Annotated in this window: 21 protein-coding genes, 1 tRNA gene and 1 riboswitch; of the genes, 7 read left to right on the top strand and 15 right to left on the bottom strand. The window is 69.7% G+C overall.

The annotated features are described in order from the left end of the window. The first annotated feature begins 43 nt into the window (after nucleotides 1–43). Both PV679_RS12320 and PV679_RS12315 read left to right on the top strand, forming a co-directional pair. Nucleotides 44–1,228, top strand: a complete 1,185-nt coding sequence (locus PV679_RS12320) for a helix-turn-helix transcriptional regulator (RefSeq protein ID WP_319680188.1) — start codon at nucleotides 44–46, stop codon at nucleotides 1,226–1,228. Nucleotides 1,229–1,319: 91 nt separating this feature from the next. After that, nucleotides 1,320–1,547: a hypothetical protein gene (locus tag PV679_RS12315; RefSeq protein WP_319680187.1), complete on the top strand. Its 228-nt coding sequence runs from the start codon at nucleotides 1,320–1,322 to the stop codon at nucleotides 1,545–1,547. A gap of 273 nt (nucleotides 1,548–1,820) precedes the next feature. Here PV679_RS12315 and PV679_RS12310 read toward each other — a convergent pair. After that, nucleotides 1,821–1,905, bottom strand: a tRNA-Leu gene (locus PV679_RS12310). Between the two features lie 388 nt (nucleotides 1,906–2,293). Here PV679_RS12310 and PV679_RS12305 point away from each other — a divergent pair. Beyond that, nucleotides 2,294–3,064: an ABC transporter ATP-binding protein gene (locus PV679_RS12305; protein ID WP_319680186.1), complete on the top strand. Its 771-nt coding sequence runs from the start codon at nucleotides 2,294–2,296 to the stop codon at nucleotides 3,062–3,064. Between the two features lie 83 nt (nucleotides 3,065–3,147). Beyond that, nucleotides 3,148–5,691, top strand: coding sequence for an ABC transporter permease (locus tag PV679_RS12300; protein WP_319680185.1), 2,544 nt, complete (start codon nucleotides 3,148–3,150; stop codon nucleotides 5,689–5,691). Between the two features lie 118 nt (nucleotides 5,692–5,809). Here PV679_RS12300 and PV679_RS12295 read toward each other — a convergent pair whose 3' ends face one another. Together PV679_RS12295 and PV679_RS12290 are read right to left on the bottom strand one after the other, a co-directional pair. After that, nucleotides 5,810–7,108, bottom strand: coding sequence for a cyclopropane-fatty-acyl-phospholipid synthase family protein (locus PV679_RS12295; RefSeq protein ID WP_319680184.1), 1,299 nt, complete (start codon nucleotides 7,106–7,108; stop codon nucleotides 5,810–5,812). A gap of 409 nt (nucleotides 7,109–7,517) precedes the next feature. Continuing rightward, nucleotides 7,518–8,900, bottom strand: a complete 1,383-nt coding sequence (locus PV679_RS12290; RefSeq protein ID WP_319680183.1) for an NAD(P)/FAD-dependent oxidoreductase — start codon at nucleotides 8,898–8,900, stop codon at nucleotides 7,518–7,520. Nucleotides 8,901–9,386: 486 nt separating this feature from the next. Here PV679_RS12290 and PV679_RS12285 point away from each other — a divergent pair, with 486 nt between their 5' ends. Both PV679_RS12285 and PV679_RS12280 read left to right on the top strand, forming a co-directional pair. After that, the gene (locus tag PV679_RS12285; RefSeq protein ID WP_319680182.1) at nucleotides 9,387–9,659 is read left to right on the top strand and encodes a type II toxin-antitoxin system Phd/YefM family antitoxin; all 273 of its coding nucleotides are present in this window, start codon (nucleotides 9,387–9,389) and stop codon (nucleotides 9,657–9,659) included. Continuing rightward, the gene (locus PV679_RS12280) at nucleotides 9,656–9,925 is read left to right on the top strand and encodes a type II toxin-antitoxin system RelE/ParE family toxin (RefSeq protein ID WP_319680181.1); all 270 of its coding nucleotides are present in this window, start codon (nucleotides 9,656–9,658) and stop codon (nucleotides 9,923–9,925) included. Before PV679_RS12285 ends, PV679_RS12280 begins: the two co-directional genes overlap by 4 nt. 40 nt (nucleotides 9,926–9,965) lie before the next feature. Here the strand turns inward: PV679_RS12280 and PV679_RS12275 are convergent, their stop codons facing one another. The 9 genes from PV679_RS12275 to PV679_RS12235 form a co-directional block, all read right to left on the bottom strand. Next, the gene (locus PV679_RS12275) at nucleotides 9,966–10,907 is read right to left on the bottom strand and encodes a Ppx/GppA phosphatase family protein (protein ID WP_319680180.1); all 942 of its coding nucleotides are present in this window, start codon (nucleotides 10,905–10,907) and stop codon (nucleotides 9,966–9,968) included. Then, complete coding sequence (locus PV679_RS12270) at nucleotides 10,904–11,467, bottom strand: DUF501 domain-containing protein (protein ID WP_319680179.1); 564 nt, start codon at nucleotides 11,465–11,467, stop codon at nucleotides 10,904–10,906. Before PV679_RS12270 ends, PV679_RS12275 begins: the two co-directional genes overlap by 4 nt. 71 nt (nucleotides 11,468–11,538) lie before the next feature. Further along, a complete protein-coding gene (locus PV679_RS12265) occupies nucleotides 11,539–12,012 on the bottom strand; it encodes a septum formation initiator family protein (protein ID WP_319680178.1) in 474 nt (157 codons plus the stop codon). Between the two features lie 167 nt (nucleotides 12,013–12,179). Then, the gene (eno, locus tag PV679_RS12260) at nucleotides 12,180–13,463 is read right to left on the bottom strand and encodes a phosphopyruvate hydratase (protein WP_319680177.1); all 1,284 of its coding nucleotides are present in this window, start codon (nucleotides 13,461–13,463) and stop codon (nucleotides 12,180–12,182) included. A gap of 322 nt (nucleotides 13,464–13,785) precedes the next feature. Beyond that, a complete protein-coding gene (locus PV679_RS12255; protein WP_319680176.1) occupies nucleotides 13,786–14,514 on the bottom strand; it encodes a transglycosylase family protein in 729 nt (242 codons plus the stop codon). Between the two features lie 3 nt (nucleotides 14,515–14,517). Continuing rightward, nucleotides 14,518–14,690, bottom strand: a riboswitch (cyclic di-AMP (ydaO/yuaA leader). A 475-nt stretch (nucleotides 14,691–15,165) separates the two neighbouring features. Further along, nucleotides 15,166–16,116, bottom strand: coding sequence for a transglycosylase family protein (locus PV679_RS12250; RefSeq protein ID WP_319680175.1), 951 nt, complete (start codon nucleotides 16,114–16,116; stop codon nucleotides 15,166–15,168). A gap of 159 nt (nucleotides 16,117–16,275) precedes the next feature. After that, nucleotides 16,276–17,517: a cytochrome P450 gene (locus PV679_RS12245; protein WP_319680174.1), complete on the bottom strand. Its 1,242-nt coding sequence runs from the start codon at nucleotides 17,515–17,517 to the stop codon at nucleotides 16,276–16,278. 39 nt (nucleotides 17,518–17,556) lie between these two features. Further along, nucleotides 17,557–18,549, bottom strand: coding sequence for a nucleoside triphosphate pyrophosphohydrolase (locus PV679_RS12240; RefSeq protein WP_319680173.1), 993 nt, complete (start codon nucleotides 18,547–18,549; stop codon nucleotides 17,557–17,559). Between the two features lie 49 nt (nucleotides 18,550–18,598). Beyond that, nucleotides 18,599–19,255 (bottom strand): SurA N-terminal domain-containing protein, encoded by a 657-nt coding sequence (locus PV679_RS12235; protein ID WP_319680172.1) that lies wholly within the window; start codon nucleotides 19,253–19,255, stop codon nucleotides 18,599–18,601. A 437-nt stretch (nucleotides 19,256–19,692) separates the two neighbouring features. Here PV679_RS12235 and PV679_RS12230 point away from each other — a divergent pair, with 437 nt between their 5' ends. After that, entirely contained in the window at nucleotides 19,693–20,847 is a 1,155-nt protein-coding gene (locus PV679_RS12230; RefSeq protein WP_319680171.1) for an acyltransferase, read from the top strand. 41 nt (nucleotides 20,848–20,888) lie between these two features. Here PV679_RS12230 and PV679_RS12225 read toward each other — a convergent pair whose 3' ends face one another. The 3 genes from PV679_RS12225 to PV679_RS12215 all read right to left on the bottom strand — a co-directional run bounded on the left by PV679_RS12225 (nucleotide 20,889) and on the right by PV679_RS12215 (nucleotide 23,612). Next, complete coding sequence (locus PV679_RS12225) at nucleotides 20,889–21,302, bottom strand: GtrA family protein (protein ID WP_319680170.1); 414 nt, start codon at nucleotides 21,300–21,302, stop codon at nucleotides 20,889–20,891. A 193-nt stretch (nucleotides 21,303–21,495) separates the two neighbouring features. Further along, nucleotides 21,496–23,028, bottom strand: a complete 1,533-nt coding sequence (locus tag PV679_RS12220; protein WP_319680169.1) for a serine/threonine-protein kinase — start codon at nucleotides 23,026–23,028, stop codon at nucleotides 21,496–21,498. Then, nucleotides 23,025–23,612, bottom strand: coding sequence for a hypothetical protein (locus PV679_RS12215; RefSeq protein ID WP_319680168.1), 588 nt, complete (start codon nucleotides 23,610–23,612; stop codon nucleotides 23,025–23,027). Before PV679_RS12215 ends, PV679_RS12220 begins: the two co-directional genes overlap by 4 nt. Nucleotides 23,613–23,676: the final 64 nt, after the last annotated feature.

Genomic DNA, 23,676 nt, shown 5'->3' with positions numbered 1-23,676 from the left:
CGGGCGTACCGTTCCAGATGACGAGTCAGGAACGGAGGTCATCGTGCCCTCGCTCGACGACGACCACACAGGCACCCGCATCAAGCGGGTACGGAAACTGGCCCACCTCACCCAGCGGCAACTCGCCGCCCGGATCCCGTTCTCGTACAGCCTTCTCAACCAAGTCGAGTGCGGCGCCCGAGCGGCGACCGCCGACTTCGTCGCGGCCGTCGCCCGCGCTCTCAAGGTCGACGTCACTGCGCTGACAGGACAGCCCTATGTGACCGAGCTGCGACAAGACCGCCTCGCCGAACTGGTCCGCCCGATCCGCGAAGCCCTGGACCTGTACGACCTCGGGGGCGATGACACGATCAGTGTCCGTCCGGTCCCTCGGCTCCTGGCCGCGGCGGACGAACTCTGCGCCCAAGTCCGTGCTACCCACCTGCGTAAGGCGGCCCGGGGACTGCCGACCGTGATCGCTGAGCTGACTTCGGCTGCGTGGCATGCCCCGTCCACTGAGCTGTGGCAGGCTCTCGGTTCCACGTACCGGACCGCTCACGACGTATCGGTGAAGCTGGGCTACTACGACCTGTCCGCCGTCGCTCTGGACCGTATGGACTGGGCGGCTCAGCGGGCCTCTGACCCGTGCCTCGCCGCTGTCCGCCAGTACATGCGCGCCCTCGTCTACTTCCGGGAGGGCGAATACACGATCGGGCAGCGCCTCATCGCAGCCGGACACCACGTCCTTGCCCAGGCCAGTGACACCCGTGAGGCGCACGCCGTCGCAGGCCAACTCCACCTGGGCGCGTCGGTCATCGCCGCCCGTGCCCGGAACGCGTCGGCAGTCGCGGCCAATATCGCCCAAGCCGCCGACATCGCCGACCGGATCGGTGACGCGTCGGATGTCCACTGGCTCTCCTTTGGGCCTGCCAACGTGGCCATGCACAAGATGAGTGCGGCGGTCGAGATGCGCCGCTACGAGGATGCGCTCAGCCAAGCCGACGGCATTCGGCTGCCTGCCGGTCTGGCCACATCGCGGCGCGCGCACTTCCTGATCGACCGGGCCCGCTCAGAGATGGAGACGGGCCGCACCGAGGCCGCGCTCAAAACCATCGTCGCCGCACGGAAGACAGCACCGGAGCAGACCCGGTACCACCCCGGAGCACGGGAGACGATCTCTGGTCTCGTGCACCACTCGCGCCGCGCTCCCGACACCCTCTCGAACCTCGCCTCGTGGGTCGGCCTGTAGCGCTCACAGCGCTCACAGAACTGTGAGCATTAAGCCCTTGCGCGGCCGTCACTCTGGACTCGCACCAGATCATCGACGAGCCGGGGACACCATGAGCGAGCCGCCGGACGTGCCGGCCACCGTTGCGGCCCAGCCGCCCATGGAGCGCCTGACGAAACGCCAGCGCCACGGCGCCGACTGCCTGTACTGCGCGGTCACGCTCCGACCGGGCGATGTCGTGGACCTCGGCGGACGTGAAGCGGAAGACGGCACCGTCTGGTCCCCGCGGGCGCACCCGCGCTGTGTGAAGGGCGCGCGCGACGATGAGCGCGCCGGCTGACCAGCGACAGGCGCACGTCGCGATGACGCCCACACACACCGCTGCGTACAACGCCGTCATGGGCCACGCCGCCGACCGCCCGGCGTCCGCCCGGCCACCGCCGTCCCGCCACTTCACCTGGTAGCCGGTGATCTCTCCGGCGGCTCGGTTTTTCCGCGCGGGCAGCCCGCCATGGTGTGACGCCAACCCCTGGTGTTCCCGCTGTGTTCCCAAGGGGAGTTTCGATACGGCCCTGAAATGGCCATTCTTCCAGGTCAGCGCCCATGCGGTGTGTGGTGCCCGGAGCCGGACTTGAACCGGCACGCCCGCGAGGGCAGCGAGGTTTAAGCTCGCCGTGTCTGCATTCCACCATCCGGGCAGGGCGCGCGGCTCCGCGTTGGCACACGAGCCTATCGGGACGCACCCGCCCGAACAGCCGAGTGACAACCCGATGTTGTCTTATTTTATTGACGTCTGAGGGTGCGTCAGTGCACGTAACGAGCCGTCGGCACATGCCGGGCGCGGATGGTCATGTCGTACCGCGGCGTATGGGAATGACGAAAAGTCGCCGTCCGGTCACTCATTTGGCACCGTCGCCCTCGCGGTGGAGACGCCCGGCGACGGTGTCATCCCCGAGGAGGACGGTCCGTCCCGGCGGTCAGACCCAAGGCTGCCCCGGGAACGGGCACGAGGGCTGACGACCCGCGGCGGCGCGGCCATGACGATGGAGTGATTCCCGCAGCACCGTCCGACAGGAGTGTCCTCCCGTGACCACCACACCGATCGCCCACCGCGCCACCGCCGTGGCCGCCCGCGCCTCCGATCTGTCGAAGGTCTACGGACTGGGCGAGACCCAGGTGGTCGCCCTCGACCATGTGTCGGTGGACTTCCGCCAGGGCGAGTTCACCGCGATCATGGGGCCGTCCGGCTCCGGCAAGTCCACCTTGATGCACTGCGTGGCCGGCCTGGACAGCTTCAGCGGCGGGTCGGTACGGATCGGTGAGACCGAGCTCGGCTCGCTCAAGGACAAGCAGCTCACGCAGTTGCGCCGGGACAAGATCGGCTTCATCTTCCAGGCCTTCAATCTGCTGCCGACCCTGTCGGCCCTGGAGAACATCACGCTTCCCATGGACATCGCGGGACGCCGGCCCGACAAGCAATGGCTGGAGCAGGTCATCACGATGATCGGGCTGTCCGACCGGCTCAGCCACCGGCCGACCGAGCTCTCCGGCGGTCAGCAGCAGCGCGTCGCCGTCGCCCGCGCGCTGGCCTCCCGGCCCGAGATCATCTTCGGTGACGAGCCGACCGGGAATCTGGACTCGCGTTCCGGCGCCGAGGTGCTCGGCTTTCTGCGCAACTCCGTACGGGAGCTGGGACAGACCGTCGTCATGGTGACGCACGACCCGGTGGCCGCCTCCTACGCGGACCGCGTCATCTTCCTCGCCGACGGCAGGATCGTCGACGAGATGCTCCATCCCACCGCCGACGGTGTACTCGACCGGATGAAGGCCTTCGACGCCAAGGGCCGTACGAGCTGACGCGCCGTCCGCCGGCACTCTCCGCCGGCTCCCGCCAGCCGCGTCCCTCCGCCCGCCCGGCCCATCCCACCAGGACTTCCACCATGCTCCGTACCGCCCTGCGCACTGTGCTCGCGCACAAGGCCAGGCTGCTGATGACCGTACTCGCCGTCATGCTCGGCGTGGCCTTCGTCTCCGGCACCCTGGTCTTCACCGACACCCTCGGCAACGCCTTCCGCAACCAGTCGGCGAAGAGCTACCGGGACATCGCCGTCGCCGTCACCTCGTACGACGGCCGCGACGACCGCGACGCCGCCGACGGCGCGCGGACTCCCGGCATCAGCGAACAGCTCCTCGGCGGGATCGGCGCCGTCGACGGCGTCGCCTCCGCCGTCGGACGCGTCGACGGTTTCGCCGGAGTCGCCGATCCGGACGGCAAGCTCATCGGCAACGGCTGGTCCAACAGCGGCGCCAACTTCGCGCCCGGCAAGGACGGCAAGGACCCCGCGTACACCTTCACCGACGGTTCGGGTCCGGTACGGGACGGCCAGATCGCCCTCGACAAGACCACCGCGGCCAAGGGGAAGTACCGGGTCGGCGACCGCGTGCGGGTCGCGACCAACGGACCGGTGAAGGAGTACAGCCTCACCGGGCTCTTCACCACCGAGGACGGCGCGGTCAACGCGGGCGGCAGCCTGGTCCTCTTCGACACGGCCGTCGCCCAGAAGCTCTATCTGGAGCCCGGCTTCTTCAAGGACGTCTCGGTCACCGCGGCGCCCGGCGCCTCCGACGGAGACATCCTTCGCGCCGTCAAGAGCCTGCTGCCGGAGAACGCCACGGCGGGGACCGGCCGGCAGCTCGCCGACGACCAGGCGGCCCAGATCGAACGCGGCCTGGAGAGCCTCAACCAGATGCTGCTGGCCTTCGCCGCCATCGCCCTGTTCGTCGGGATCTTCCTGATCTCCAACACCTTCACCATGCTGGTCGCCCAGCGCACCAGGGAGCTGGCGCTGCTGCGCGCCGTCGGCGCCTCCCGCCGCCAGGTCAAGCGTTCCGTGCTGATCGAGGCCGCGGTGGTGGGTGTGATCGCGTCGGTGGTCGGCTTCGTCCTCGGTGTCGGCCTGGCGACCGCGCTGCGCTCCGCGATGGGAGTCATCGGCGCGAAGGTCCCGGCGGGTCCGCTGGTGATCTCGCCGACCGCGGTCGGCGCGGCCCTCGGCGTCGGTGTGCTGATCACTCTGCTCGCCGCCTGGCTGCCCGCCCGCCGGGCCGCGAAGATCCCGCCGGTCGCGGCGATGAGCAGCGTGCACGCCGTGGCCACCACCCGGTCGCTGGTCGTACGCAACTCCATCGGCGGCGGACTGACGCTCCTCGGCGCCGCCGCGATCGTCGCGGGCGCCTCGGCCGGCTCCGACGGCCGGATGATCGTCGGAGCCGGCGCGTTCCTGGCGATGATCGGCATCATCGTGCTGATCCCGCTGTTGTCGCGTCCGGTCATCGCGCTGATACGGCCGCCGCTGGTCCGGTTCTTCGGAGTGTCGGGCAAGCTCGCCGCGCAGAACGCCGTCCGTAATCCGCGCCGTACCGGAGCCACCGCCTCCGCGCTGGCCATCGGTCTCACGCTGGTCACCGGGCTGTCGGTGCTCGGCGTCACGATCGGGCAGGCCGTCGACAAGATGACGACGGACAACATCCGGGCCGACTACATGGTGACGATGGCGGGCGGCGGCACGCTCGACACATCGGCGCTGGCCGCACTGGAGAAGACGCCCGGCGTGAGCGCGCTGTCCCCGACCCAGGGCGCCGGCCTGAAGCTGGCGGACAGGTCCGTCTACGCCGCCGCGGTCACTCCCGGCGACATCGCGAAGGTCTTCCACATCACGGTGGTCTCCGGCTCGCTGGACACGCTCGGCCGCGGCGGGCTGGCGCTCGACGAGAAGGCCGCGAAGTCCGGCGGCTGGAAGACCGGTGACACCGTGCCGGTGACATATGACGACGGGAAGACCGGCCGGCTGGAGGTCGGCGCCGTCTTCGCGGAGAACCAACTCCTCTCGCAGGTACTGATCTCGACCGACGCCGTCGCCGCGCACGAGCCCAGGCCGCACATCTCCGAGATCTGGGTGAAGACGGACGGCGGCGCGAGCGCGGCCCATGAACAGGCCCTGGTGGACGCGCTGGGCGACAACCCGGCGATCAGCATCCAGGACCGGCAGGACATCAGGAGCGCCTACAGCGGCTTCATCAGCACCGCGCTGAACATCATGTACGGCCTGCTGGCGATGGCTCTGATCATCGCCGTCCTCGGCGTCGTCAACACCCTGGCGATGTCCGTCTTCGAACGGCAGCAGGAGATCGGCATGCTGCGCGCGATCGGCCTGGACCGCGGCAGGGTCAAGCGGATGATCCGGCTGGAGGCGGTGGTGATCTCCGTCTTCGGAGCGGTGGTCGGCGTGGTGCTCGGCACCTTCCTGGCCTGGGCGATCGGCCAGACGGTCAAGTCCGGCATCCCCGGCTTCGCGCTGGTCGTCCCGTGGGACCGGATCGCGGTCTTCCTGGTGCTGGCCGGGCTGGTGGGTGTGCTGGCCGCGCTGTGGCCGGCCCGCAGCGCCGCGCGGCTGAACATGCTGACGGCGATCAAGACCGAGTAGACCGGGCCCGGCGGCGGCACGAACGCCCGGCGCGTCACGGGCCGGTGGTACGCACGGGACAGGGCCGGACTCCGAGGAGTCCGGCCCTGCCGTTCGGTCCCGCGCGCTCCCAGAGCCGTCAGCCGCCCCAGACCCGGGCGCGGGCCGGCATCCCGGACGCACCGCTCTCCGAGGTCTTCACGGCCAGGATCTGGTTGACACCGATCTTGTTGCGTTCGAACGAGATGGCGGACGCCGCCATGTAGAGGCGCCAGACGCGGGCACGGCCGGGCGAGGTGCCGCGTACCGCCCGGGCCCAGTGCTTCTCCAGGTTGCTCACCCAGTGGCGCAGGGTCAGTGCGTAGTGCTCCCGGATCGACTCGACGTCGCGTGCCTCGAAGCCCGCCTCCTCCAGAGTGGCGAGGGTCCGGCCGAGCGGGGCCAGTTCGCCGTCGGGAAAGACATACGCGTCGATGAAGTCGTCGATGCGGTACTCGTCCTCGTTCTTCTCGGGACGCCGGGCGATCTGGTGATTGAGCAGCCGCCCGCCCGGCTTGAGGAGGGCGTAGAGAGCGTCGGCGTACTCGCGGTACTGGACCGAACCCACGTGTTCGGCCATGCCGATGGAGGAAATCGCGTCGTACGGGCCGTCCCTGACGTCGCGGTAGTCCTGGACCCGGATCTCGATCCGGTCGGTGAGCCCCTCCTCCGCGATGCGCTTACGGGCGTACGCGGCCTGCTCGCGGGAGAGTGTGACGCCGGTGACCCGGACGCCGTACTCACGGGCGGCGTGGATGGCCATGGAGCCCCATCCGCAGCCCACGTCGAGAAGCCGGTCGCCCTCCTTCAGAGCGAGCTTGCGGCAGATCAGGTCGAGCTTGTCGCGCTGTGCGTCTTCGAGAGTGAAGTCGGCGCCGGAGTCCCAGTAGGCGCACGAATAGACCATGGACGGTCCGAGCACCAGCTCGTAGAAGTCATTGCCCACGTCGTAGTGGTGGCTGATCGCCGCCTTGTCGCGGCGCTTGGTGTGCAGCGTGCCGTGGCGCCCTCTGATCTCCTCGGCGGGCGGGGCGGGCGGCGGCCAGGGGCCGGCGATCTGGACGAGCCCCAGCGCGGCGGCCCGCATCCGCGGGTCGCGTACGGGATGGACCGTGTCCTTGGCGTCAGCGCCGCGCTCCCAGATGAGCCCGGCGAGCTGTTCGAGAGCCGCGTACAGATCGCCCTCCACGTCGATCTCGCCGCTCACCCAGGCACGAGCCAGCCCCAGTTCACCGGGCTTCCACAGGAGGCGGCGCAGGGCACGTCGGTTGCGGATGATCAGAGTAGGGGCGTCCGGAGGGCCCGATTCGCTGCCGTCCCAGGCGCGGATACGGACCGGGAGCGGGGCTCCCAGCAACTCTTCGGCAAGAGTGGTCAGCCGCAGCGCGGCGTCGGCCATGGCGTACACCTCCGTGGTAGTGGATACCGGACATGCTCAACACCACGTAAACACCGGGGACGTGCCAATGCAGTCCCGTCCGCACGCAATGGGACGGCAAAATACCTGCACACACCACACAGTCTTGTGCGCCGTGCGCCCTTTCTCCCAGGGCTCGTTGGACCGGCCACCGGCCGGAGAACCGCTCCCGGCGGGCCTCGGAGGCGCGCAGCGGACCCCGGCCCACTGGGCCGTCCGGGCGATCCCGGCGGCGCCTGTGGCAGCGGTCCTGGCGCGCGGAGCGATGCCGCGGGACCGATGCCGCGAGAGCCGGCGAGAGGTCCCGGTGTACGAGAGAGCACCGGGCACGCGAGAGGGCCGCCCGCACCACGGATGGCGGGCGGCCCTCTCGGAGTTCAGCGCGACGGGGTCAGGAGGCCTTGGCCCGCTCCGGCGCGGCCTGGGCCGCTGCCGCCGGGGCCGGCTTGGCGGCCTCGTAGAACTCCTCGCGCGGCGTCTCCATGGCGCCCAGCGAGACGACCTCGCGCTTGAGGAACATGGCGAGCGTCCAGTCGGCGAAGACCCGGATCTTGCGGTTCCAGGTCGGCATGGCGACACCGTGGTAGCCACGGTGCATGTACCAGGCCAGCCGGCCCCTGAGCTTGATCTTGACCTTGCCCAGGACGATCATCGCGACGCCCTTGTGCAGGCCGAGACCGGCGACCGCACCCTTGTTGGCGTGGCTGTACTCCTTCTGCGGGAAGCCCCGCATACCGGAGATCACGTTGTCACCGAGCACCCGCGCCTGACGCAGCGCGTGCTGGGCGTTCGGCGGGCACCAGGCGTTCTCGACGCCGGCCCTGCGCGCGGCCATGTCCGGCACCTGGGCGTTGTCGCCCGCGGCCCAGATGTAGTCGGTGCCCTGCACCTGGAGCTTCTCGCTGGTGTCCACGTGGCCGCGCGGGCCGAGCGGCAGACCGTAGCGCGCGAGCGCCGGGTTCGGCTTGACGCCGGCCGTCCACACGATGGTGTTGGAGTCGACTTCGAGCCCGTTGTTCAGGACCACGTGGCCGTCCACGCAGGAGTCCATGCCGGTCTTGAGATAGACCTCGACACCGCGGCCCTCAAGGTGCTCCTTGCCCCAGGTGCCCAGCTTCGGGCCGACCTCGGGAAGGATCTTGTCGGCGACGTCGACGAGGACGAAGCGCATGTCCTCGCGCTTCACGTTCGAGTAGTACTTGGCAGCGTCCCGCGCCAGGTCCTCGACCTCACCGATGGTCTCCGCGCCGGCGAAGCCGCCGCCCACGAAGACGAAGGTCAGCGCCTTGCGGCGGACCTCCTCATCGGTCGTCGAGTCGGCCTTGTCGAGCTGCTCAAGGACGTGGTTGCGCAGGCCGATGGCCTCCTCGATGCCCTTCATACCGATGCCCTGCTCGGCGAGGCCGGGGATCGGGAAGGTGCGGGAGACCGCGCCGAGCGCGACGACCAGATAGTCGAAGGGCAGCTCATAGGCCTCGCCGACGAGCGGCGCGACCGTGGCGACCTTGCGGTCCTGGTCGATGGTCGTGACCCGACCGGTGAGCACCTCGGCCTTGGGCAGCACGCGTCGCAGCGGGACGACGACATGCCGAGGCGAAATGCTGCCGGCGGCGGCTTCGGGGAGGAAGGGCTGGTACGTCATGTACGAGCGAGGGTCGACAACCGTGACGGTCGCCTCCCCGTAGCGCATCTTCTTCAGAATGCGACGAGCTGCGTACAGGCCTACGTACCCACCGCCTACAACGAGGATCCTGGGACGCTCCGTGGTGCTCATGCCATCGAGTATCCACCCCCCTTGGAGGGGTGGCTCGTGAGCCCCTTCACAAGGTCCTGCGTCCCTCGTGCTACACTGCGCGGCTCATGTGATCGAGGCCATGTTCCACCGGAGGAACCAGACGGCGTCGCCGGACGTTGTCCACCCCTCGTGAGCTGGCCCTCCATCCTTTACACGGACTGAACCACGCGGACCGTTCATGACGCCGTAACGCGCCTGGAACCGCCCCGTACAAGGGTGCAGCAGCCATCCAAAGCCACCGAACGGCCCCCAGGAAGCGGAACGCCACCCAGGGGAGCCAATTTCCTTGTGAAGAACTTCACGAACTTTTAGCGGGGACCGCTCCGGAGGGCCGCCGGAGGGCCGCCGGACGGCCCTGAGCGACCGGCCGGACGGCGCCGTCGAGCGTGGCCGCCGGAGGTAGGACGTGGGCTCTTCCAGCACTTTCCACGCGGCCGTGTACGCGTCTGTGCGTACACTCGCTTCATGGACGAGAGCACTGTGACCGTGCGCGAAGCTCGCGCGCATCTGGCCGACCACATCAACCGTGCCGAGCAGGGCACACCCACGGTGATCACCCGCAACGGCGTGCCGGTGGCGGCCGTGGTGCCCATCGCGGACTTCGAGGCGTTGGAAGAAGCAGCCGATGTACTGCTGGCCCGAGAGGCGGAGGCGGTCCTCGCCGCGGGCGGGCCGACCGTGACCATGGCCGAACTGCTGGCAGACCTGTTCGCCGAGCCCACCCAGGGCGCGGCGTGAAGTACGCGTTCCGGTTCACCGCGGCGGCACAGCGGCAGCTCCGGGCCCTCGACCGGCCTGTGGCCATGCGTGTCCTGACAGCGCTGACCGCGCTCGGCGACGATCCGTACCGCGAGGACGCCGACATCAAGAAACTGACCGGCCCGTCGGGCCTCTGTCGCCTCAGGGTCGGCAGCTACCGGGCCGCCTACCAGGTCGAGGACGGCGAACTCGTCGTCCTCGCCGTCAGAGCCGGCGACCGGCGCGACGTCTGCCGCGACATCTGAGGACGGCCCGGAGTCCGCGAGCAGCCTCCGCACCGCGACGTCACCCGGCGTCTTCCGCCACGCTCCAGGCGATCCCGTCCAGGATGTCGTGCTCGCTGACGACAACCTCCCGGCACCCGGTCCGCTCCATGATCGAAAGCAGGATGAGGGCTCCCGCGCCGATGACATCCACCCGTCCCGGGTGCAGTACGGAGATCGCCGCCCGCTCGTCGTGCGTGGCCGCGAGCAGCCGGCCGGTGATCTCCTCCACCTGCTCGTAGGAGATCCGGGAATGGTGGATCGCGGCGGAGTCGTACTCCTTCAGCCCGAGCGCGATCGCGGCGACGGTGGTGACGGAACCGGCCAGCCCGACCAGGGTCCGCGGTTCGCGCAGCGGAACGGTCTCCTCGGCGAGATCGAGCGCCGCCTCGATGTCGGCGCGGATCGCGGCGATCTCCGCCGCGTCCGGCGGATCGCTGACCACGCCGTCCCGTACGAGATGCCGCTCGGTCAGCCGTACACAGCCGATGTCCACCGAGCGGGCGGCCCGTACCCGGTCGTCACCCACCACGAACTCGGTCGAGCCGCCGCCGATGTCGACGACCAGATAGCTGTCCCCGCCCGGCAGTTCCTTGGTGGCGCCCATGAAGGAGAACTCCGCCTCCTGGTCACCGGTGATCACCTCGGGCTCCACGCCCAGGATGTCCAGGACGCCGCGTATGAACTCGTCGCGGTTCTCGGCGTCGCGCGAGGCGGAGGTGGCGACGAAGCGGATCCGCTCGGCGCCGTGCGCCTTGATGGCGGCGGCGTACTCACGGCAGGCGGCGAAGGTGCGCTCCAGCGCCTCGGGCGCGAGGCGGCCCGTCCTGTCCACTCCCTGTCCCAGCCGGACGATCTCCATCCGCCGGTCGAGGTCGGTCAGTTCGCCCGTGCCGGGATCGGCGTCGGCGACGAGCAGCCGGATGGAATTCGTACCGCAGTCGACGGCCGCGACCCTGGTCATACGCTGTCCTCCCGCTTGTCTTCCGCCGCTTCCTCGGCCCGCGCCACGCACGGCGTGACACACGGACCCTTGCTCCACCACTCGGGCAGCATCGCCAGCGCCTCGTCGCCCAGCGGGTTCACTCCGGGGCCCGCCGCCAGTGAGTGGCCGACCAGGACATGCAGACACTTGACCCGGTCCGGCATACCGCCCGCGCTCGGAAAGCCTTCCAGCACCTCGATGGCGTCACGGCGCGCGAGATAGTCCTGATGGGCCGCGCGGTACGCGGCGGCCAGCTCCGGGTCGGTGGCGAGGCGCTCGGTCATCTCCCGCATGACGCCGTTCGCCTCCAGCGTGCCGATGGCCGAGGCCGCGCGCGGGCAGGTCAGGTAGTAGGTCGTCGGGAAGGGCGTGCCGTCGGGAAGACGCGGAGCCGTCTCGACCACATCCGGCTGACCGCAGGGACAGCGGTGCGCGATGGCGCGCAGACCGCGCGGCGGACGGCCGAGCTGTTCCTTGAAAGCCGCGACGTCCGCGTCGGTGGGCTCGGTGCGTTCGGTCTGCGGAGGGGGCGTGTCCATGCCTGCCTTGGTTCTACGGTGCGGTTCGACGGTGCCGCGTGAATTCGGGTTCTGGTCGGTGCCGGCTCGTGCTAGCCGGCCGGGCGGTCGGCGTTGTCGACGCCTTCCAGCACATTCGAGTACCAGGGACGGTCGGCCGCTCCCTGCTCCTCACGCTCCTGCTCCGCCGCGCCCGGGTCGATCACGGTGTAACCGGTCTCGCCCGGCAGCAGATAGTGCAGATGCTCGCGGGCCAGCCGCTGGATGTACGCGTCGTCCTGGAGCCGGGCCTTCTCGTCACGCAGCTCCTCGACCCGCAGCCGTGCCTCGCGGGCCAGCCGCTCCTGCTCGGCGATCTCGTTCCGCTGCGACACGTACTGCCGCATCGGATACGCGAGCGCCAGCACCAGCGTGCACACGATCAGGGCGAGGAAGGCCGCCCGGCCGGTGAGCCGGGACCGCTGGTCCTGCCTGCGGCTCTGCGAGCGGTAGACGCGGGCGGCGGTCTGCTCGCCGAGCAGCCGCAGCCTGGTCGCGGTGGAGAACCGGTCCCGGTTCCCGGCCATGGCTCGCCTCCACAGTTACGTGCGTACGTCCCCGGACACGGTACGGGACCGCGGCCGGGGACGCTTCGCTACGCTCCGCCTGTGCGCCCTGTCCGGTCTCCCGGACACCGGCGCGGACGACGGGCCGGCCGGCCCTCGTCCTCGTACTGCGTGCTGACGGTCCGTGCTTACGCGGAACGGAAGCGCGGGAAGGCACTGCGGCCGGCGTACACCGCCGCGTCGTCGAGAATCTCCTCGATACGCAGAAGCTGGTTGTACTTGGCGACGCGCTCGGAGCGGGCCGGGGCGCCGGTCTTGATCTGACCGCAGTTGGTGGCGACGGCGAGGTCGGCGATGGTGACGTCCTCGGTCTCACCGGAGCGGTGGGACATCATGCACTTGAAGCCGCTGCGCTGGGCCAGCTCGACGGCGTCCAGGGTCTCGGTCAGCGAGCCGATCTGGTTGACCTTGACGAGCAGCGCGTTGGCGGCGCCCTCCTCGATACCGCGCGCCAGACGCTCCGGGTTGGTGACGAACAGGTCGTCACCGACGATCTGCACCTTGGCGCCGAGCTTGTCCGTGAGGACCTTCCAGCCGGCCCAGTCGTCCTCGAACAGCGGGTCCTCGATGGAGACCAGCGGGTACGAGGCGACGAGGTCCTCGTAGTACTCGGTCATCTCGGCGGCCGAACGGGACTTGCCCTCGAACTCGTACGAGCCGTCCTTGTAGAACTCGGAGGCGGCGACGTCGAGCGCGAGCGCGATGTCCTTGCCGGGTGCGTAACCGGCGGCCTTGATGGCTTCGAGGATCAGGTCCAGCGCGGCGCGGTTGGAGTCGAGGTTCGGCGCGAAGCCGCCCTCGTCGCCGAGGCCGGTGGAGAGCCCCTTCTCCTTCAGGACCTTCTTGAGCGTGTGGTAGACCTCGGCGCCCCAGCGCAGCGCCTCCGAGAAGGACTCCGCGCCGATCGGGGCGATCATGAATTCCTGGATGTCCACGTTGGAGTCGGCGTGCGAGCCGCCGTTCAGGATGTTCATCATCGGAACGGGCAGCAGATGCGCGTTCGGGCCGCCGAGGTAGCGGAAGAGCGGGAGGTCCGAGGCCTCGGAGGCGGCGTGCGCGACGGCGAGGGAGACGCCGAGGATGGCGTTCGCGCCGAGCGACGACTTGTCCGGGGTGGCGTCCAGGTCGAACATCGCCTGGTCGATCAGGCGCTGCTCGGTGGCGTCGTACCCGACCAGCTCCGGGCCGATCTGCTCGATGACGGCGAGGACGGCCTTCTCGACACCCTTGCCCTGGTAGCGGTTCTGGTCACCGTCGCGGAGCTCAAGGGCCTCGAACGCACCGGTGGACGCACCGGAGGGGACAGCAGCACGACCGGTGCTGCCGTCGTCGAGGCCGACCTCGACCTCGACCGTGGGGTTGCCTCGGGAGTCGAGGATTTCCCGGGCTACGACGACGTCGATGGACGGCACGAGCATCTCCTTCTGGGATGTGACGCTTGAAGTGCAGGGTCTTCTTGGCCTTGCGACATGAGCCTAACCGGCCCGGGGTCGTCGACTGGCCGGTGCCCGCCCGCTGGGACGAAATGCGGCACGAATCCCGGTCGGACCGGGCGGAACGGATGCCGGGATTCCGTATGGAGGGGCCGGTGACAGCGGAAACCCCGGCCCGGCGCGTACGGGGGAAGCGCGCCGGACCGGGGTGACCCGCGCGGCCGCGGGGACGGCCGCCGCGTGGCCGGCGGGGGCAGCCGGCCAGAGGCCGGCCTGGAGGGGTCGCCGGCCGGGGAAGGGGTCAGCTCAGATGGAGCTGCTGACCCGGGAAGATCAGATCGGCGTCGTGGACGATGTCCTTGTTCAGGTCGAACAGCTTCTGCCAGCCGCCCTCGACGTCATGGGCTTCGGCGATCTTCGAGAGCGTGTCGCCGGAGGTGACCTTGTACTCGCCGTCGCCCTTCTCGACCGCGGCGGGACGGGCCTCACCGCGCGAGGCGGGCTGTGCCTCGCTCCGGGCCGGCCGCTCCGGCCGCGACTGCTGAGGCCGCGACTCGGGCGCCGGCTGCTCGGGCGCCGACTGCTGAGGCTGCTCGGGCGCCGACTGCTCGGGCGTCTGCTCGGGCGTGGCGGAGTCGGCGGAGCCACCGTCATAGGCGGCGTTGGACAGGTTCACGCCGCAGGTCGGCCACGCGCCCTTGCCCTGGCCCGCGAGGACCTTCTCGGCGACGGCTATCTGCTGGGACTTGCTCGCCTGGTCGGCCCGGGGCGCGTAGGCGGTGCCGCCGTATCCGGCCCAGGTGGAGGTGGTGAACTGGAGGCCACCGTAGAAACCGTTGCCGGTGTTGATCGACCAGTTGCCGCCGGACTCGCACTGGGCGACCTGGTCCCACTCGGTGGCGGTCGCGGCGGAGGCGGACGTGGCGCCGATCAGCGGGGCCGCGACGGCGGCACCGGTGATTCCGGCGAGGGTGGCGTAGCGGGCGGTCTTGGACGGGCGGCGGTGCTTGCCCTTGCTGGAACGCGGCATGGAACATCTCCTCACCGACGCCTACGAGGTCAGCTGTCGGGTTCGGGCCAAGTGAGTTGCCCGGCCGCGTGCTCGCGCACACGACTTCACCCCTAGCCGGTCGTCGGTCGTCTCTCGACGGCCGGGCCCGGCGCCTTCCTTGGGTCCCCCGCTCCTGCCTTCGGCGCTTGACGCGACGACTACTCCCTTCGACCGACGGCAGGATTCGGCGTGACGGTCGACGGGGCCCGCGGTGCGAGCGGTTCAGACCGTAATCACAGGTCTCCCGGTTGTTCAATGGAGCACAACCAGGGTGAAATCGCCCTTATCTCTCCTTAACGCGAACACGTTTCCGCAGGTGAGAGACGAATCAGGCGCATCAGGAGCCCAAAGGAACCCAGTTGCGGCGAAGAGACCCATCTCTCACTTGCGCAGAAGCGGACATACAGGGGCCAATTCCCGCCAGGGCGTGTCCCGAAAGTGGCGCCGTCCGCCCGGAGGGCGGGGCCCGCGGCGTCTGGTGCGTGCGACCGAAAGGCGGAGGATCGGCGTCGTCGACGGACTGGACGCACCCCGACGACTCCGCCGAATCCGACGACTCCAACGACTCCGACAACGCGGCGAGCGCCCGTGCCAGGCGTCGCGGGCCAGGCGGGACCTTCGCAACAGGCCCTAGTTCACGCTGAGATCAAGGCTCTGGCCAGGAAGGATGAGGTCGGGATCGGAGCCGACGGTCTCCTTGTTCGCCTCGTACAGCGCCGACCATCCGCCGGGCACCTTCCGCTCGTCGGCGATCTCCCAGAGGCAGTCACCGGTCTGGACGGTGTATTCACCGGACGCGCCGTTCACCACACCCGTCTCGTCCGTGATGCCGTCCGCATCACGTGTCGATCCGTCACCGCGTGAGGCATGACGGCCGGATTCGCGGTCTTCATCCGAATTGCCCGGCGTGGCATCGTTCGAGGCGACGCCGCCGCGGTGCTTGCCCTTGACCGGAGCCGCACCGTCCGCGCCGGAGCCGTCCTCGGCGGAGCCCTTCTCGCCGGAACCGGTCGCGGACTTCGACGTGCCGGGCGTGGTGGCGGAGGAGGCCGGCGCGTCCGCCTCGTCCGTCCGCTGCCCGGCGCCCGTGGAGGTCGTGGCGTCCGCCGCGGCCGAGTCGTCGTCGGTGCGACCGGCGTCCCGCTTCTCCTTCGGCGTCCCGGTCACACCGGCGGCGACGCCCGGGTCGACCTCGGGCGCGGCACCGTCGTTCGTCAGCCCCGAGATGGACGCGCAGCTCGACCACGCGTCCGGGCCCTGTGCGGCGAGCACCTTCTCGGCTATCGCGATCTGCTGGGAGCGGCTGGCGAGGTCGGCGCGGGACGCGTACTTCCCGCCGCCGAAGGCGTCCCAGGTCTCCTGGGACATCTGGAGTCCGCCGTAGTAGCCATTGCCGAGGTCCGCGCTCCACATGCCGCCGCTCTCGCATTCGGCGACGTGGTCCCAGGTGGACGCCTCCGCCGCGCCGGCGCCGGTGGCACCGAGCAGCGGAATGGCGATGGCCGATCCGGTCACCCCCGCCGCGACGATCAGAGCGGGTGCCTGGCGAGGTCGACGGTGTCGGCCGTTCCCGGAGCGCATGCGATTGCCTTCCGTGTGACTGTCAAAACGACGACGGCGTGTGGCTGCCGAGTCGTCGGTGAACGTAGCGGTACTCGAACGCTTGTCACAAGTCGATGCAGCGGAGATCACGTGAAAGTCACATTCCTGATGATCCGTCAGTTGACCTCTGATCATCCGTCAGTCGGACAATGGCGTGAACTGCACCGGAAGTGTGCGCAATCCACGCATGATGAGCCCGCCACGCCAGCGCAAATCGGAAGGATCTTCCGCAAGCCGTACATCCGGAAGGCGGGTCAGAAGTGTGGCGAGCGCGGTCTGTCCCTCCAGCCGGGCGAGCGGCGCACCGAGGCAGTAATGGATGCCGTGCCCGTATCCGAGGTGCTGATTGTCACGCCGTGCGAGATCGAGCGTGTCCGGATCGGTGAACCGCGCCGGATCGCGATTGGCGGCGGCGAGTACGACCAGCACGGGATCGCCCGCCGCGACGGACTGCCCGCCCAGCGTCAGCGGTTCGGTGGCGAATCGCCAGGTCGCCAGCTCCACGGGGCCGTCGTAACGCAGCAGTTCCTCGACAGCCGTCGCCAGCGCCTCCGTCTCTCCGGCGTCCAGCGAGCCGCGCAGCCGGGCACGCTGCTCCGGGTCGCGCAGCAGCGCGTACATTCCGTTGCCGATCAGATTGACCGTGGTCTCGAACCCGGCGAAGAGCAGAATGAAGGCCATCGCCGCGGCCTCGTTCTCGGTCAGATGCTCGCCGTGGTCGCTGGAGCGGATCAGTCCGGAGATCAGATCGTCGCCGGGGTTCTCCCTCTTACGGTGGATGAGTTCGGCGAGATAGCCGCGCATCTTCTTCACCGAGCGCGCGACCCCGCCGCGCGGTCCGCCGCCGTGGCGGATCATCATGCCCGCCCAGTCCCGGAAGTCGTCCTGGTCCTCACGCGGCACGCCGAGCAGATCGCAGATCGCGTAGATGGGCAGCGGGAAGGCGAAGTCATGGATCAGATCCGCCTGGCCCTTCCCGGCGAAGTCCGCGATGAGACGGTCCGTCAGCTCCTGTACGCGCGGAGCGAACTCGGCGACCCGGCGAGGTGTGAACGCCTTGGACACCAGGCGCCGCAGCCGGGTGTGGTCGGGCGGATCGATATTGAGCAGATGCGTCATCAGCTCCGCGCCGCGCTCGCCCGGGATGCCCGTCTTCGCCTTGGCGTGCGCCGTTCCCGCGTGATGCGTGGGGTTCTTGGAGAGCCGTGTGTCGGCGAGCGCCTGCCTGGCGTCCCCGTACCGCGTCACGAGCCATGCCTCGACGCCACTGGGCAGCGCGGTGCGGTGCACCGGCGCGTGCTCACGCAGCCAGGCGTACGCGGGATACGGATCGGCGGCGAACTCCCAGGTGAAGAGCTCGGGCGCGGGCGATGAAGACATCCATCGACAGTAACGCCGTCGCGGGCCCGCGAAGACCGCCTAGCTCTTCCGCTCCTCGGCGGCAAGGATCGCGTCCCGGTAGGTACGGGCGGCCGCCCGCAGCGCGGTCTCCGGGTCGACGCCGGCCTCCTCCGCCCGTACCGCCAGCGCGAGCAGTTCGTATCCGACGCCCTGGCCCCGCGGCAGCGGTACGTCCAGCCCGGCGGCCCGGACGCGGCCACCGAGCTTTGCGGCCAGAGCGAGACCGGGCTGGCCCAGCGGCACTCCGTCGGTGACCGAGTCGCGCTGCTTCTCGACCGCCTTGGTACGGAGCCAGTGCGCCTTGACCTCTTCCGGCGTCTCCGCCTTCTCATCGCCGAAGACATGAGGATGGCGGTGGATCAGCTTCTCCACGATCGTGGCGGCCACATCGTCGATGGAGAACGGCTCGATCGTCTCGTCCAGGCCGTCCTGCGCGATACGGGCGTGGAAGACGACCTGGAGGAGCACGTCGCCCAGTTCCTCGCGCAGTTCGTCGCCGTCGCCGTCCTCGATCGCCTCGACGAGCTCGTACGCCTCCTCGATGGCGTACTTGACGAGGCCCTTGTGCGTCTGGGTCGAGGACCACGGGCACTCGGCCCTGATGCGGTCCATGACCTGGACAAGATCGAGGAGCCGGGCGCCCGGCAGGTCGTACGAGCCCGGCAGCAGCTCCAGGTCCGGCATCCGGTACCGGCCGGAGCCGGCCAGCCGGGCCAGGCCGTCGGTGAGCGCCGCGTCGGTCCCGTCGCCCTCGCCGGAGGGGACGACCACGATCGTGCGGGCGCCCGCGCAGTCGTCGACCAGTTCCCGCGCGGTCGGCGCGGCCAACTCGACGGTGATGCCGGCCTCGCGCAGATACGGAAGCTGCGGATGGCCGGCATCGGCGCACAGGACCCGGTCGGCGGCGCGCAGCGTCTGCCAGGCCGGCCAGGACAGCAGACCGGGCGCGACCCGGTGGCTGGCGGTCAGCAGGACGATACGGCCGGGAGCGGCGGGAGCTTCGTCTGTCACGACTCGAACCTACCTCCGGCCCCGGGCCGCGAGTCGGGCACCGTCCCTGTCAGGCGTCCGTGGGCTCCTGCTCCGGCGCCTGGCGGGTGACCTGGGTGATCCAGGGCGTCTTGGCCTCGCCGAGCTGGACCTTCTTGTAGTCCCAGCTTCCGTAGCGCGGATTGACGTCGATGCCGAGGTCCTCGGACGTCTTCGTCAGCGCGGCGAGGACCTTCTGCTGGCCCTGTGGTGAGGTGGTGTTGGCGCCGATCGCCTGGGCCAGTTTCGTCAGCAGGACCTCGCGGCGGATCGCCGCGTCGATCTGGCCCGAGGAGAGCGCACCCTGCTGGAGCAGCATCGAGGCGAACTGCTTCTCGCCGCCCGACTGCGCCGCGGCCTGCTGCCGGGTGCTCTGGATCTCCTTGCGGCTGATCCTGACTCCGGCGTCGTCGGCGGCCCGCTGCAGAATCCGGTCGAAGATCATGCTGTTCAGCTTGGCCTGGCTGAGCTGTCCGGTGTTCTTGATGAGCTGCGCGGCTTCCGGTGAGGCGTCCTGCGCGTCCCGGACGTCCCGCACCTCGGCCTGGAGCGTGGACACCTCGATCCGCTGTCCTCCGACGACCGCGGCCGCTCCCGGGTGGGCGTCACTTCCGCAGGCGGTGAGGAGAGGAGCCGCGGCGAGAAGCGCGACGGAGACGGAGAGCGCGGTGCGACGGCGGCGGTGCAAAGGGGGCCTCCCGGTGATTGTGCGGCGATGCACAAGGCCTTGCAGTGATCGATGTTAGGCAGTCGGCGTGGCCTGGGCCACTGGTTCGACCAACGATTCACCGGGAGATTGAGGTGCGCGGTGCGACACGGCCGCCACACGGAGTCACCGGACGGAGCCATGGCCATGGCCCTACCTACAGTTCATCTATCTGTCACCCGTACGGAGTACTTGTTCATCCGGTCGATATCGCACCGTTCATCGGATGCCGCCTAGCGTCTTCCTGCCGGCGGCTGCCGCCGTGCCACTCCCCACAGACCCCAGGAGTGCCGCCCGGGCGACGGGCCGAACTGCCCGCGACAGGTGCCGGGCCCTCACACCGCACCGCCGCATCCGGCCCGGCCCGGGCGTACTCACGCGCATCACGCGCGCTGACGCCTACGGACGGAACGAACGGAATGACTCAAGCGACCCTGGCTCGGCTACCGGAACCGGTGCCCGGACCGGAGAGCCCGTCGGTGCCCGAGGCGAAACCAGCGCCGAAGCACGACCGTATGCGCGCCCTCGACGGCCTGCGCATCCTGGCGGCGCTCAGCGTCTGCGTCTACCACTACGCGGGACGGGGCGGCCAGATCAGTGATGTCTGGAGCCAGTCGCCGAGGGAACTGTTCCCCGATCTGTCGGCAGCCGCCGCCTACGGCTGTCTGGGCGTGCAGGTCTTCTTCGTCATCAGTGGCTTCGTCATCTGCATGAGTAGCTGGGGACGTTCACTCGGAGACTTCTTCCGTTCGCGCGTCTCCCGGCTCTACCCGGCGTACTGGGCGGCCATCGTCCTGATCACCGCCGCGTGTGTCGTGCTCCCGTCGGTCAGCGAACCGCTGCGCGTCAATGAGGTACTGGTCAACCTGACCATGCTTCAGCAGCCGATGGGCGTGCACCGGGTGCTCGGCGTGTGCTGGACCCTGTGGGTCGAGGCGCGCTTCTATCTGCTCTTCGCGCTCTTCGTGGTGTGGAAGGGCGTCACCTACCGCCGGGTCGTGATCTTCTGCTGTCTGTGGACCGTCGCGACCGTGCTGGCGGTCGTCGCCGACACGCCGCTGCTGGACGAGATCGTGATGTCGCAGTACGCGCCGTTCTTCATCGGCGGCCTCGCGCTCTATCTCATCCACCGGTACGGCAGTGATCTGCTGCTCTGGGGGATCGTCGGCACGAGCTGGCTGCTGGGCCAGCGCTTCGCGACCGTCTCACTGTGGAGCCCCGACGCGCACAACGTCTTCTACGAGCGTTCGCCGTACGTGATCCTGCTGATAGTCACTTTCGCCTTCGCGTCGGTGGCCGCCGTGGCGCTGGGCTGGCTGCGCTGGGCGAACTGGCGCTGGCTGACGTTCGCCGGCGTGCTCACCTATCCGTTCTACCTGGTCCATGAGCACCTCGGCTGGTTCGCGATCAGCATCCTGCACAAGCACTTCGGCCTGGATCCGAGACTGACGCTGATCGCCACGATCGCCTCCATGCTGGTGCTCGCGTGGCTGCTGCACCGGCTGGTGGAGAAGCCCTTCGGCCCTCGCCTCAAGCGGGCGATGAAGCTCCAGTCCGAGCGGCTGCGAGCGTAGATTCGGCACTTTTTCTGGGGCTCACTCGCCCGCACCGGCGGTCATCGGGCCGGCGCGCCCTCCGGGTCGCGCCGGCTCCGGTCGTTGTCGGGCCGGAGCAGGATCGTCCGGGAGACCACGAAGGTGATCGGGACGGCCGCCGCCGCCGCGAACAGCGGCGCGTAGCGGCTGCCGAAGTGCAGGACGTCCACCAGCAGATAGACACCGCTCGTGGTGATCACGAAGTTCGCGGCGTTGGTGAGCGGGAAGAACAGGAACTTCCGCCAGGTCGGCCGGGTCCGGTAGGTGAATCTGCTGTGCAGGAAGAACGAGCCGGTCATGCTCAGCAGAAAAGCCAGGACATGCGACACGACGTACGGCAGCCGGTTCAGCAGCAGCAGATAACAGGCGTAATACGTGCCGGTGTTGACCACGCCGACAAAGGCGAATCTGACCATCTGGACCCGGACCGTCATCTGCGTACGAGCCCTCCCTGACTCAGCGGGCCCTGTCCCTGGAGCGCGGTAATGGCCACCAGGAGTGTGGCACAACCGGACGCTTCCGCCCGGCGTGCCCCGTGCGGCGCACGCCGACTTCATCCGCCGGACACCCCGGACACGGTCCTCGGCCGGGCGCCGCGGGCGGGTGCCGAGAAGCTCGGCACCGGTCTCAGAGGCCGCGGAACTGCTGCTGGTGGTCGAGCGCGCGGCGGAGCTCGGTGGGTAGCGGATGGTACGGGCCGTAGGCCCGCTCGGCGTCCCACAGCAGGCTCTGCAACTGCTGCCGGGCCGCCGTGTGGTCGCCCACCGCGAGCAGCAGATGGCCGATCCGGTGCCGGATGTCGAAGGCGCGGCCGGGGTCGGTGCCGGGCCCGAGGCCGTGCTCGTAGTACGGCAGGACGGCGCGGTACTCGGCCAGCGCGGCGGCCGCCTCGCCGAGCTGCTCCAGGCACTGCGCGGCGTCGTAGCGGAACTGGAGCGCCTGGGAGTCGGCCGGTCCGGCCTCCGCGGCCCGGTGGTCGGCGAGACGGCGCAGCTCCGGCAGCGCGCGGCGGTACTGGCCGTCGTTCATCAGCGTCGACGCGTACTGCTTGCGCAGGATGCGGACGACCGGTGAGTGCTCACCGTGTTCGGCGGCGGCCGCCGGAAGTATGCCGCCGAGGATGTCCACGGCCCTGGTGATGCTGCCCTCGCCGAGAAGGCGTTTGACCTCGTCGACAGCGGCCGCCACATCGGGCCGTTCGGCCGGGACGGGCGGCTGCTGGGGTGCGGCGGCGGACGGCGGCGTGGTGACCCGGTCGGGCCAGGGCGCGTGCGGGCGCAGAAACGGGCGGCTCGGGTCGAGCGGACCCGCCGCGGCGCCGCCGCGGGAGGGCAGCAGCGTCGCGAGGTCCTCGTACACCTCCTGGGCTCCGGCCGGGCGGGCTCCCGGATCCTTGGCGAGCAGCCGCAGGACGAGTCCTTCGAGCGGCTCGGGGATCTCGGGTCTGAGTCTGCGGACGGGCAGCGGTGGCTCGTACAGATGGCGGTGGAGCACTCCGAGGACGGTGGATCCCGCGAACGGCACACTGCCGCTGAGGAGTTCGTGCAGCAGGACACCGAGGGCGTAGAGGTCGGTGTACGGGCCGACGGCGCCGCCCATCGCCTGTTCGGGAGCCATATAGGCGGGGCTGCCTATGGGAGAGCCAGTGTGCGTGAGGCGGGTGGTGTCGGTGTCGATGACGGAGGCCACACCGAGGTCGAGGACGATGACCGTGCCGTCGGGCTTGACCATGACATTGCGCGGCTTGAGATCGCGATGGACGATGGGCACCGCGTGCACGGCCGCGAGCACGGCGCAGAGCTGGGCGGCGACCGAGACGGCCCACGGCCACGGATACGGGTCGTGTTCGGCGAGATGGTCCGCGAGGTCGGCGCCCTCGACGTACTGCATGACGAGATAGAGATCCTCGTCGTCGCTGCCCGCGTCATGGACGGTGACCAGACCGGGATGGTCGACCTGCGCGGTGACCCGGCACTCGCGCACGAAGCGGCGGCGCATCTCGTCGGCGCCCGTGGCGGCCGCCATCCGGTCGGGCCGGAGCAGCTTCACGGCGACACGGCGGTCGAGCCGCTGGTCGTACGCCGTCCAGACCTGGCCCATGCCGCCCTGGCCGATGACGGTGGACAGTTCGTAACGGCCCGCTACCACACGCCCTTTCAACGGTCCTCAGGTCCTTTTCCCTTGCGCAGGATGTCGCTCAGTTCGTCCAGCTCCGCGCGCACCTGGTCGAGGCCGCCGGGAGACCGCGGCGGCTGGTGGGCGGCCGGCGGCTGCGCCGGGACCACCGGGTCCACCGGGGCGGCGGCGGGCGGATAGCCGTATCCGAACCCGGGCGGTGTCCGTGGCGGCTGCGGCACCGGGAGCGCGCTGTAGCGCTGGTATCCCGGCGCGGACCGCTCGTAGTGGCGTATGTCCGCCACCAGGTAGTACGTGATGCCGCCGCAGACGAGCGTCAGCAGCCCGATGATGAGCGTGACGGCCTGCCCGTCGGTGAGCTCTTCCGAGTCGCCCGTCGCGACCATGAAGGCGAAGAGGCCGGCGTCCAGCAGGATCGCGACCCCGAACAGAATCCAGTTGAGCCGGCTGCGGGTCACGATCGCGAGCCGCAGGAGCGCGGCCCAGGCGAGCGCTCCGCAGGTCAGGAACGTCGCCACCGCGAAGATCACGCGCAGCGTGACCAGCGTGCCGTCCGACGGGCGGCGCCGGTCCTCCCGTGGTGGTGGGGCATAGCCGTGGCCCTGCAATTCTGCTCCTGGGAAGCGCGTACGGACGTGTCCGGTGAGGGTCCGAGCGTATACACCGACACGG

Source organism: Streptomyces sp. AK02-01A (genome assembly GCF_033795305.1).
GTDB lineage: Bacteria > Actinomycetota > Actinomycetes > Streptomycetales > Streptomycetaceae > Streptomyces.
The sequence above is the reverse complement of the archived record's forward strand: the minus strand, read 5'-3'. Positions and strand labels throughout refer to the sequence as shown.